The organism is Bacillus sp. GMs2/2, assembly GCF_050172095.1.
Lineage (GTDB): Bacteria > Bacillota > Bacilli > Bacillales > Bacillaceae_G > Bacillus_A > Bacillus_A cereus.
In genome coordinates, this window is sequence record NZ_JBNLYE010000137.1 from 1 (window position 1) to 10,657 (window position 10,657).

A 10,657-nucleotide genomic window follows, 5' to 3' on the forward strand; every position below is an offset into this window, starting at 1 on the left:
GGAGCGATCACAATGACAACCTTACTTAGCAAAGCTAAAAACATATTAGCGACTGACGAAACGATATTATTTTACGCAGCATGTTCATTAGACATATTTATTTATCGTTCCGTCGCAAGGCCAGGATTGCTAATTTTAACGAACAAAAGGCTATTCTTTTATGGGCCAGATGCAAGTAAGAATCCAATATTTGAAGAGTACTCTTTCGCAAAAATTTCTAATCTAAAAGAACAAAAGCGTCTTTTCAACAATCAAATTGTATTTATGTATGATAACGAATGGAAAAAAATAAAACATATTCAAACAAATGATGTGAGCTCCCTCGTTCAAAAGATACACAAGCAGCTTTCTAAATAAATATATGATTAGCCCTCTATTTCTTACATAGAGGGCTTCTATACTTACACATCTTCTTTTTTCAAGAGCGGTCTCACATGAACAATGACAGTGCGAATAACTGCTAAAATCGGAACCGATATTAGCAACCCTACAATCCCAGCTACCTCTCCCCCAACTAGTAAGGCAAGCATAATAATAACGGGATGCATACGAAGTGACTTACCAACGATGTAAGGCGATAAAATGTTACTCTCCACAAATTGCAAAATCGCAATTGTGATCCCCGCCTTAATAAGTAAACTCGTTGATACTGTTGCTGCAATCATTAACGTCGGGATTGCTCCTAAAATAGGACCGAAGTACGGGATTATATCCGTTACCCCAATAATAATGCCAAGCAATAATGGATATTTCATACCGATAAACCAAAAAGAAAGAGCTGATACTCCCCCTAATACTAAACAAACAAATAACTGTCCTCGAATATAACTTCCAAGTGATTTATCAATTTCTTTCGCAAGCATTTGCCCCGTACCTCGCCATTTACTTGGGACTAGTTTCCAAAAGATATGATAAAACTCACCATAATCTTTTAATATGTAAAATACAATGAACGGTATTAAGAAAATAATGAGCAATGAATCGAGTACACCACGAGCTGTACTCATCACTTTATTTAAAAGCGCTTGAATCTTCGTTTCCACACCCACAAAAAGTTGTTTCACCTTTTCATGAATGAACGAAGGGAAATTCGCCGTTTGTTCTGTAACGCCATCCATCCACGAATCGTACATTTTTGTAAACTGCGGAAATTGTTCATTAATCTCTTGTAACTGTTTAATAACGACTGGTGTTCCTTTATAAATCCCATAACCAATTCCGCCAAAGAAAAGGATATAAATGAGCAAAATGGCAAGTGTACGGGGCATCCCTTCCTTATGAATTTTTTCAATTAAAGGGTGCAATAAATACGCAATAAAACACGCGATAAGAAACGGCGTGATTGCTACTTTAAATACAAAAATAATCGGTGCCCATAGCGGCTTAATTTTTAAAAAGACGAGCAGACAAAGAAAAACAAGTAACAATAATCCTAAACGATATATCCAAATGATTTTAAGATTCTTCACATGAAAAACCTCCTCCACCTTTATTTTGAAAATAAATGGGGTAGGTTATGTGCGAAACTTTTAAAATCTTTTCATACGGACCATACTGTTTTTTAAAGACGTACATATAAATAACATAACAAGGACAACCACCCCTGAGAATACAGCATGAATTAATATAATCAGGAGGGCTAATTATGGTTTTATTTATGCTTGGATTATCAGCACTTTTTATGATTCTTGAATGGATTTGTATCGGGTTCGGTATTTGGAAGGGGTTCTTTATTCATTCCTCACGTAAAGAAAAAGCGAAGCAATTATGGCAGTATGGAATACTTGGCGTTGGCTGCTACGGTCTATCTTATCTTTTCTCAGAGATCGGACTTTTTTATTTGCATATGGGTGCATAAAAAAACTCCCTTGTCTACAAGGGAGTTTTTCACTTTATCGAAATGATTATAAGTAAGACTTAATCATCTTACGTGCTTTTTTCATATTGCGTTTTGAAAATACATCTTGCTTACGAGCATATTGATATGCTGCAGCTCCAACACCTAATGCGATTAATGAATTGCGTAGATTCAAAGTAAATCCCCCTTTTCGTTATCCGATCGTTCTTTCATTCTCATCAAATAAATCATCAAGAGAGCTTAGTGAACCATCTTCCTCAACTTGATGCGTATGGATTTTCCCCTTTGAAACCGATAATTCGATATAACAATTCCAGCAATAAAATTGGTTGACACCTATTTTCCCAATGTCTTTCCCTTTGCAATTTGGACAAATAAACATATGGCTTTCATCTCCTTACAGTCTCCCAGATTCTATTCGCCATTATGTCCAAACTGCATTCATTTATACATTTTACTGGAGCCTTTCAACGCTATGCGTTTGAAAGTTTCACTATATAATTTCACCTTGTTACATGAAATCATACGGTGAAATGTTTTCCACGTCCATTTCCTCGCCATTAACTGTGACCATCTGTACTTCTCCTTGTGATTCTTGCAAGCGACTAGCTAAGGTTGTTTGACGCATTGCATCATCAAGGCGATTTACACCAGATTGGAAAGCTGCTTCCTCTCCGCAAATAATAAGGAACTTCTTACTTCTTGTAATGCCCGTGTAAATTAAATTACGACGTAACATACGGTTGTAACTTTTCACGATTGGCATAATAACAATCGGAAATTCACTACCTTGTGATTTATGAATGGAACAACAATATGCATGCGTAATTTGATTTAAATCGGGCTTCGTATACGTTACCTCAATTCCATCAAATGAAACGATAATCATATCTTGTTGCTCAACGTTTTCTTTCGCATAAAACACCGAAACAATTTCCCCAATATCACCATTAAACACTTGGCTCTCCGGCTGATTCACGAGTTGCAGTACTTTATCGCCTCTTCGGTACACAACATCACCGTAAGCAATTTCTTTACTCTTTTCCCTCTTCGGATTAAATACTTGTTGCAGCGCTTCGTTTAATACATTAATACCAGCAGGCCCGCGGTACATCGGTGCTAATACTTGTACATCTCTTGCGCTAAAGCCTTTTGTTTTAGCATTTTCACAAACTTTTTTCACAACCTCAACAATTTGAGCTCCTGTACAGCCGATAAATGAACGATCTTTTTGATTTTGTGCTAAATCTGGTGGTAGAGTTCCATTTTTTATCGCATGGGCAAGTTGAATCACTGATGAGCCTTCCGCTTGACGATAAATTTCAGTAAGCTTCACTGTCGGAACTGCGCCTGCATTTAATAAATCTTTTAATACTTGTCCAGGTCCTACAGATGGCAACTGATCTTCATCACCTACAACGATAACTTGAATGTTCGTCGGCAACGACTTAAATAGCTGATTTGCAAGCCAAATATCAACCATTGAAAATTCATCGATAATAAGGAGCTTACCTTGGACAGGATCCGTTTCATTACGCTGGAAAGATCCTTCTGGCGTCCAACCAAGTAAACGGTGAATTGTGCAAGCTGGAAGTCCTGTCGATTCACTCATCCGCTTCGCCGCTCTTCCTGTTGGAGCTGTTAATAGTATTGGAAATGGATTATCATCACTGTATTCATTCGGATTTAACGATAATCCGTGTAGTGATGCATACATTTCAACAATCCCTTTAATAACTGTTGTTTTCCCTGTTCCTGGTCCACCTGTCAATAACATCATCGGTTTATGAAGTGCCGTTTGAATTGCTTCTTGCTGAAACGGTGCATATTGTACGTTCAGTTGTTCTTCAATTTCACCTAACGTTTTTAACACTTCTGCTTCTGGAAATGAAGGTGTTTCTTCTTGATTCATAAGCCTGCGAATAGACTTTACAACACCTTTCTCAGAGTAGAATAACGTTGCTAAATACACTCGTTCTTCTTCTATGATGACTTTCCCTTCACTTTGCATCGTTTCAATACAACCTATAATATCTTCCTCAGTCACTCTTCCTTCTTGATTGTTTAAAAGTGACATCGTTTCTCTTACAAGTTGATCTTTCCTCATATAAACGTGACCAAGTTGTAATGAGACATTCTCTAATGTGTAAAAACATCCTGCGCGTACACGGTCGTCATGATTACCCGATATCCCTAACGCACGCCCTATATCATCCGCTCTTCCAAAACCAATCCCGTCCACTTCTTCGATAAGTTGATACGGATTATTACGAATCACTTCTAATGTCATCTCTTTATATTGCTGGTAAATCTTAATAGAAAGTTTCGTTCCAAAACCGTAGCCATTTAAAAAGCTCATTACTTTCTCTAGCCCTTGATGTTCAACAATTGTCTCATATATTTCCTGAGCCTTTTGTTTATTAACAACACCATTTAATGCCTCAGGGTCATCCATAATTTTAGAAATAGCATGTTCTCCGAGATGGTCCACAATTTTTTCAGCTGTACGCTTTCCTATCCCTTTAAATAAATCACTCGCTAAATATTGCACCATACCTGCTTTTGTTTGCGGCAATTCTTTTTTAAATGTTTCAACCATATATTGTTTTCCATACTTTGGATGGTCCTTAAAATGACCTGTCAATGTAAACACTTCATCTTCATGCATGCGGGGAAAATGACCGTTTATCATTACTTTCTTTTCGTCATACGTTTCATTCGTTTCAATGACTTTCATACTGACAACGGAATAGAGGTTTTCTTCGTTGTGGAAAATGGTATGAAGAACTTGCGCTTTTATAAACTTTTTCTCTTCCTCAAACAAATCCATTGCATGTTGATTTCCCATTTTTCCTCTCCTTTCCGGTATTTTCACTTTAATGAGCAGTACATCCCCCACCTTTTTAGATGAGGGATAACTACCCATTAAACTATATTTTTATCTTATTCAGCTTCTTGCTCTAATAAACGAACGCCATTACCCGCTAAAAAGTGATCTGGCTGAATTTCAGTTGCTTTCTTAAATAAAGCGAGAGCCTTCGCATTATTTTCCTCAAATACGTACGCAACACCTAAATTGTAATACGCATCTGCATGCTCCTCATCCATTTCTAATACCTTTTCAAAATAAGGTTTCGCCTCTTGAACGTGTTCTAATCGCGCGAAGCAAAGTCCGCACTGGAATACAGCTTCTACATCGTTTTCATCTAATTCTGTTGCTCTTTGTAAGAATGGTAGTGCAAGACGATCATTTCCAAGCTGTACATGTGTGATACCTAACATAAATGTTACATCAGCTGATTGTAATCCAGCTTGCATTGCTTGTTCAAATACAGCTTTCGCTTCAGTAAATTGCTCTTGGCCATAATATACATTTCCTAAACCATAATAGGCTGCTGCAGATTTATCATCTAACTCTAGTGCACGTTTATAAAATAAAATCGCTCGCTCGCTATCACCTAATACGTCTAATAAATTTGCAAAATTAATGTACCCAAGCGCATCTTTCGGATTTTCTTCGATTGCTTCTGTAAAATTTTTAGCTGCTTCTTCCCAGTTTCCTTCTTGCATATATTGAATACCTGTTTCAAGTTTGTTTGACATGTCCTTCACCTCTACAACAAATTATAACAAAGAATGTATTTTCCAAGCGAACGAAAATTCGCTTTATGTAAAAGAAACCTCTAACCGCTAATCGGCAGAGGCTTCTCATTTATCCTAAATAATCCAATTTCTTACCACTACGGTACACTTCATCAATTGTAGCACCGCCTAAGCACTCATCTCCATCATAGAAAACGACTGCTTGTCCTGGTGTAATTGCACGAATTGGCTCATCACAAAGAATACGAACTGTATTTTCATCAACGATTTGAACCGTTACTTTATTGTCTTCTTGACGATAACGGAATTTCGCCGTGCACTTAAATTCTGTTTCTTTTTCTTTGTTACTTACCCATCCTACATTCGTAGCAATAACTTCATCACCATATAGAAGTTCGTTATGGAATCCTTGATCAACATATAAAATGTTTTCTTTTAGATTTTTCCCAACAGCAAACCATGGATCACCATTACCACCAATTCCAAGGCCATGACGTTGTCCAATTGTATAATACATTAAACCGTCATGCTTCCCTTTCACTTCACCAGATAATGTTTGCATTACACCTGGTTGTGCCGGTAAGTAGTTACTTAAGAAATCTTTAAAGTTACGCTCACCAATGAAGCAAATACCTGTACTATCTTTTTTCGCCGCTGTCGCTAAGCCAGCTTCTTTCGCCATTTCACGAATTTGCGGTTTCTTTAATTCACCTAATGGGAACATTGTTTTTGATAATTGCTCTTGGCTTAATTGATTTAAGAAATATGTTTGATCTTTATTGTCATCAACACCGCGAAGCATTTTATATTCGCCGTCCATATAAGCAACGCGTGCATAATGGCCTGTTGCCACATAATCCGCACCAAGCGCAATTGCATGCTCTAAAAATGCTTTAAATTTAATTTCTTTATTACACATTACATCTGGGTTTGGTGTACGACCAGCTCGGTACTCATCTAAGAAGTACGTAAATACTTTATCCCAGTATTGTTTTTCAAAGTTTACTGCATAATACGGAATACCAATTTGGTTACACACTTCAATTACATCATTGTAATCTTCTGTTGCTGTGCAGACACCATTCTCATCTGTATCATCCCAGTTTTTCATAAAAATTCCGATTACATCATAACCTTGCTCTTTTAATAAAAGTGCTGCTACAGATGAATCGACGCCACCGGACATTCCGATGACAACGCGTGTTTCGTGAGGTAGTTTGTTCATCATGTCACCTCCCATGCTAATTTTGTGTTAATCGCTTCACGATTTTCACTGTTTCGTACGCCGCTTTTTCAATTTGCTCTTTCGTATTTCCAAGTCCAAAACTAAAGCGTACGGATGAACGTATTTGATCGGAGTCTTTTCCAAACATCGCTACTAATACATGTGATGGATCAATCGAACCAGCTGTACAAGCAGAACCACTTGATACTGCAATGCCAGCTAAGTCTAAGTTCACAAGGAAAGGTTCAATGTTCATTCCTGTAAAACTTACATTAAGTACATGCGGTAAGCGATGTTCTAAGTTTCCGTTTACCTCGAAAGTAATGCCTTCATTTTTGAAGACAGATACCATTATATCTTTAAACTCTTCATATTGGGCATTTTTTTGCTCACGAGTTTTTTCAGCTATAAGAATTGCATACTGAAGCCCAGCAATACTAGGCACATTTTCCGTACCAGCACGGCGTTTTCTTTCTTGCTCTCCGCCTATTAATAACGGTTCAAATTTCACATTTGCACCAGCGTATAAGAAACCTACACCTTTTGGCCCGTTAATTTTATGAGCTGAAATTGATAATAAATCAATACCAAACTCTTTCACATTAATTTCTACTAAACCGTAAGCTTGTACCGCATCTGTATGGAAATACGCTTGATGCTCTTTTAACAGCTTTCCTATTTCCACAATCGGTTGCATCGTCCCTACTTCATTATTCCCAAACATAACAGATACAAGAATCGTCTCTTCTGTTAATGCCTTTTGTATGTCAGAAACTTGAATGCGCCCTGTTTCATCGACAGGTAAATATGTCACTTCAAACCCTTCACGCTCTAACAATTCGCACGTATGCAAAATCGCATGATGTTCAATTTGCGTCGTTATAATGTGGTTACCTTTATGACGGTTCGCACGTGCTACACCGATAAGCGCTAAATTATCAGCTTCTGTACCACCGCTCGTAAATATAATTTCATTCGGATTCGCATGAATGCTGCGTGCACACACTCTTCTCGCCTCATCTACTGTGTGACGAGTTTGACGTCCATAAAAGTGAATACTAGACGGGTTCCCGAATATTTCTGTCATATATGGAATCATCTTTTCGACCACTTCTGGGTGAGTCGGAGATGTCGCAGCATGATCTAAGTAAATGCGTTCCATTAAATCTCCTTCTTTCCAAATCGTTTCACAAGGAATTAAATGTAAAACATATAGCCCCCGTGATTTTCTTCCTCATAACGTACTAAATCTTCTAACGTTGTACTATCTAACACTTCTTGCACCGCATCACGAACACGCATCCATAACTGGCGCTGCGCTGGCTCTTCTTCTTCTATCATTTCTACAACACTAATCGGTCCCTCTAATACACGGATTACATCCCCAGCTGTAATGTTAGCCGGTTGATCAGATAATACATATCCGCCATATGCCCCGCGCGTACTCTTTACAAGACGAGCGTTACGAAGTGGTGAAATTAATTGCTCTAAGTAATGCTCGGATAAGTCATGCGCCTGCGCAATTGATTTTAATGAAATCGGACCTTCACCAAACTTTTTTGCAAGATCAATCATAATTGTTAAGCCATAGCGGCCTTTCGTTGAAATTTTCATCTATTTTGCACCTCTTTTCAAATTTTCACTTCTATTGGTTATATCTTATTTATAAAAAGAACACAATTTAAAATCCTATGAAATTATAGCATAATATAGTATTATAAGAAATTTCAACTTGTGTATCAAAATGATAACATAAAATCACATTGAAAAACTCGGGAATTATTACAATTGAAAGAAAAATGAAAATATTACCCTTTATTTTTCCCATAAAACAGCATCCTATTTCAAATTTCGTAGAAAAAAATGATACGATAGAACGAGATTATATATTAAGGGAGACGGTCCAAATGAAACAACCACTCGCACATCGAATGCGCCCTACAAATATTCAAGAAATTATTGGGCAACAACATTTAGTTGGTGAAGGAAAGATTTTATGGCGAATGGTCCAAGCCAATCATTTTCAATCTATGATTTTATACGGTCCTCCAGGTACAGGAAAAACATCCATTGCCAGTGCAATTGCTGGAAGTACCGGTACCCCGTTTCGTCTATTGAACGCTGTTACTCACAATAAAAAAGATATGGAAGTTGTCGTGCAAGAAGCGAAGATGCATCGACACCTCGTTTTAATTTTAGATGAAGTTCACCGTCTAGATAAAGCAAAGCAAGACTTTCTATTACCTCACTTAGAAAGCGGACTTCTTACTTTAATTGGTGCAACGACAAGTAATCCATTCCATGCAATAAACTCCGCTATTCGAAGCAGGTGTCAAATTTTCGAATTACACGCACTAACAGAAGATGATATTTTAATTGGGTTGAAAAGAGCTTTAGAAGATAAAGAAAAAGGCCTTGGAGAATATGCTGTAACGGTAACAGATGAAGCACTACATCACTTTGCAAATGCCTCTGGTGGTGATATGCGTTCCGCTTATAACGCACTTGAGCTTGCTGTATTATCTAGCTTTACTACAGACGATCAAGCGGCTGAAATCACACTCGAGATTGCGGAAGAATGCTTACAAAAGAAGAGCTTCGTTCACGACAAAGGCGGCGATGCTCATTATGACGTATTATCAGCATTTCAAAAATCAGTGCGCGGAAGTGATGTAAATGCAGCGCTCCATTATTTAGCACGCCTTATTGAAGCAGGTGATTTACAAAGTATTGGCAGACGCCTTCTTATTATGGCTTATGAAGATATTGGACTTGCTAGCCCACAAGCTGGACCACGTACACTAGCTGCAATTGAATCAGCTGAACGAGTTGGATTCCCAGAAGCACGCATCCCACTTGCAAATGCCGTTATCGAGCTATGCTTATCACCAAAATCAAATTCAGCTTATAAAGCACTTGATGCTGCATTACACGATTTACGCAACGGTCAAACAGGTGACATTCCAAGCCATTTAAAAGATAGTCATTACAAAGGCGCAGAATCACTTGGAAGAGGCATTGGATATTTATATCCACACGACCATCCAAATGGCTGGGTAAGGCAACAATACTTACCTGATAAAATAAAAAACAAGCAATATTATAAACCGAAAACGACAGGGAAATTTGAGCAAGCCCTTTCTACTGTTTATGAAAGATTACAAACTTCGAATAAAACGAAAAATAAAGGGTAACATAAACGAAAACGTCACCATTATGGAGGCTTCGCTTATGAAAACACGTCAAGATGCATGGACAAAAGAAGATGATCTCCTTTTAGCAGAAACTGTTTTACGACATATTCGCAGCGGAAGTACACAAATAAAAGCATTTGATGAAGTCGGCGATACGTTGAACCGGACTTCAGCAGCTTGCGGCTTTAGATGGAATGCTGAAGTAAGGCCGAATTACGAAGATGCTGTGCAGCTTGCGAAGAAACAACGTAAAGAATTAAAGCGCTCCGAAGCTAAAATAGAAAAAAATCAGTTCACGAAAACGAAACAACTCGTAATCGATGCTGAGTTTTCTGAAGATATTACGCCAAGTAAACAAGAACTTACGATGCAAAATGTCATCTCATTTTTGCAAAACTTGGAGCATAATAACCCTTCACTCGCAAAGTTGCAAACTGAAAATGATGTATTACAAGCTCAGCTCACTTCTCTGCAAAAAACGAATCATGAACTTGAAACGAAATTAGCGGTACTCACAAAAAAACAACAAGCAATCGAAGAAGATTACGCGATGCTTGTTCGAATTATAGATCGTGCTCGAAAACTTGTTTCGGTCGAAGAGCAAGAAGAGCAAATTGCCCCGATTTTCAAAACCGATCAAAACGGGAATTTAGATATTATTTATTCTGCTGAGAATTAAAAACAGGGATGTCACTTTTTTGACTGAGTGACATCCCTGTTTGTTTTCGGTAAATCATATATATACATGTCGGTAAATGAAATTATACCAACGATTTT

General features: G+C 37.7%; 12 protein-coding genes. 4 read left to right on the plus strand and 8 right to left on the minus strand.

Going from position 1 to position 10,657, the window contains the following annotated elements; genetic code table 11:
- The first annotated feature begins 12 nt into the window (after positions 1-12).
- Complete coding sequence (locus tag ACQGS6_RS16885; RefSeq protein ID WP_088867922.1) at positions 13-357, plus strand: PH domain-containing protein; 345 nt, start codon at positions 13-15, stop codon at positions 355-357.
- A 44-nt stretch (positions 358-401) separates the two neighbouring features.
- Here the strand turns inward: ACQGS6_RS16885 and ACQGS6_RS16890 are convergent, their stop codons facing one another.
- Positions 402-1,469: an AI-2E family transporter gene (locus ACQGS6_RS16890; RefSeq protein ID WP_000793128.1), complete on the minus strand. Its 1,068-nt coding sequence runs from the start codon at positions 1,467-1,469 to the stop codon at positions 402-404.
- A 176-nt stretch (positions 1,470-1,645) separates the two neighbouring features.
- On the opposite strand from ACQGS6_RS16890, the gene ACQGS6_RS16895 reads away from it, so the two are divergent.
- On the plus strand, positions 1,646-1,858 hold the full coding sequence (locus tag ACQGS6_RS16895) for a hypothetical protein (RefSeq protein ID WP_000242535.1): 213 nt from the start codon (positions 1,646-1,648) through the stop codon (positions 1,856-1,858).
- A 46-nt stretch (positions 1,859-1,904) separates the two neighbouring features.
- Here the strand turns inward: ACQGS6_RS16895 and ACQGS6_RS16900 are convergent, their stop codons facing one another.
- The 7 genes from ACQGS6_RS16900 to cymR all read right to left on the minus strand — a co-directional run bounded on the left by ACQGS6_RS16900 (position 1,905) and on the right by cymR (position 8,300).
- A complete protein-coding gene (locus ACQGS6_RS16900; protein ID WP_001053553.1) occupies positions 1,905-2,033 on the minus strand; it encodes a YrzQ family protein in 129 nt (42 codons plus the stop codon).
- An 18-nt stretch (positions 2,034-2,051) separates the two neighbouring features.
- Positions 2,052-2,240 carry a hypothetical protein gene (locus ACQGS6_RS16905; protein WP_000469281.1) on the minus strand — a complete coding sequence of 63 codons (189 nt, stop codon included), beginning with the start codon at positions 2,238-2,240 and terminating at the stop codon, positions 2,052-2,054.
- Between the two features lie 129 nt (positions 2,241-2,369).
- On the minus strand, positions 2,370-4,706 hold the full coding sequence (gene recD2, locus ACQGS6_RS16910) for an SF1B family DNA helicase RecD2 (RefSeq protein WP_000528086.1): 2,337 nt from the start codon (positions 4,704-4,706) through the stop codon (positions 2,370-2,372).
- Between the two features lie 95 nt (positions 4,707-4,801).
- Positions 4,802-5,461, minus strand: a complete 660-nt coding sequence (locus ACQGS6_RS16915; protein ID WP_088867923.1) for a tetratricopeptide repeat protein — start codon at positions 5,459-5,461, stop codon at positions 4,802-4,804.
- 109 nt (positions 5,462-5,570) lie between these two features.
- On the minus strand, positions 5,571-6,686 hold the full coding sequence (mnmA, locus tag ACQGS6_RS16920) for a tRNA 2-thiouridine(34) synthase MnmA (protein WP_001038010.1): 1,116 nt from the start codon (positions 6,684-6,686) through the stop codon (positions 5,571-5,573).
- A gap of 16 nt (positions 6,687-6,702) precedes the next feature.
- Complete coding sequence (locus ACQGS6_RS16925) at positions 6,703-7,848, minus strand: cysteine desulfurase family protein (RefSeq protein WP_000439893.1); 1,146 nt, start codon at positions 7,846-7,848, stop codon at positions 6,703-6,705.
- A 35-nt stretch (positions 7,849-7,883) separates the two neighbouring features.
- Positions 7,884-8,300: a cysteine metabolism transcriptional regulator CymR gene (cymR, locus tag ACQGS6_RS16930; protein ID WP_000704116.1), complete on the minus strand. Its 417-nt coding sequence runs from the start codon at positions 8,298-8,300 to the stop codon at positions 7,884-7,886.
- Between the two features lie 293 nt (positions 8,301-8,593).
- On the opposite strand from cymR, the gene ACQGS6_RS16935 reads away from it, so the two are divergent.
- Both ACQGS6_RS16935 and ACQGS6_RS16940 read left to right on the plus strand, forming a co-directional pair.
- Complete coding sequence (locus ACQGS6_RS16935; RefSeq protein ID WP_000812919.1) at positions 8,594-9,880, plus strand: replication-associated recombination protein A; 1,287 nt, start codon at positions 8,594-8,596, stop codon at positions 9,878-9,880.
- Between the two features lie 37 nt (positions 9,881-9,917).
- Positions 9,918-10,559: an RsfA family transcriptional regulator gene (locus ACQGS6_RS16940; protein ID WP_426965338.1), complete on the plus strand. Its 642-nt coding sequence runs from the start codon at positions 9,918-9,920 to the stop codon at positions 10,557-10,559.
- Positions 10,560-10,657: the final 98 nt, after the last annotated feature.

Coding starts and splice junctions, on each gene's coding strand:
- ACQGS6_RS16885 (WP_088867922.1), top strand. CDS start 13: ATGACAACCTTACTTAGCAAAGCTAAAAACATATTAGCGACTGACGAA.
- ACQGS6_RS16895 (WP_000242535.1), top strand. CDS start 1,646: ATGGTTTTATTTATGCTTGGATTATCAGCACTTTTTATGATTCTTGAA.
- ACQGS6_RS16905 (WP_000469281.1), bottom strand. CDS start 2,240: ATGTTTATTTGTCCAAATTGCAAAGGGAAAGACATTGGGAAAATAGGT.
- recD2 (WP_000528086.1), bottom strand. CDS start 4,706: ATGGGAAATCAACATGCAATGGATTTGTTTGAGGAAGAGAAAAAGTTT.
- ACQGS6_RS16915 (WP_088867923.1), bottom strand. CDS start 5,461: ATGTCAAACAAACTTGAAACAGGTATTCAATATATGCAAGAAGGAAAC.
- mnmA (WP_001038010.1), bottom strand. CDS start 6,686: ATGAACAAACTACCTCACGAAACACGCGTTGTCATCGGAATGTCCGGT.
- ACQGS6_RS16925 (WP_000439893.1), bottom strand. CDS start 7,848: ATGGAACGCATTTACTTAGATCATGCTGCGACATCTCCGACTCACCCA.
- cymR (WP_000704116.1), bottom strand. CDS start 8,300: ATGAAAATTTCAACGAAAGGCCGCTATGGCTTAACAATTATGATTGAT.
- ACQGS6_RS16935 (WP_000812919.1), top strand. CDS start 8,594: ATGAAACAACCACTCGCACATCGAATGCGCCCTACAAATATTCAAGAA.
- ACQGS6_RS16940 (WP_426965338.1), top strand. CDS start 9,918: ATGAAAACACGTCAAGATGCATGGACAAAAGAAGATGATCTCCTTTTA.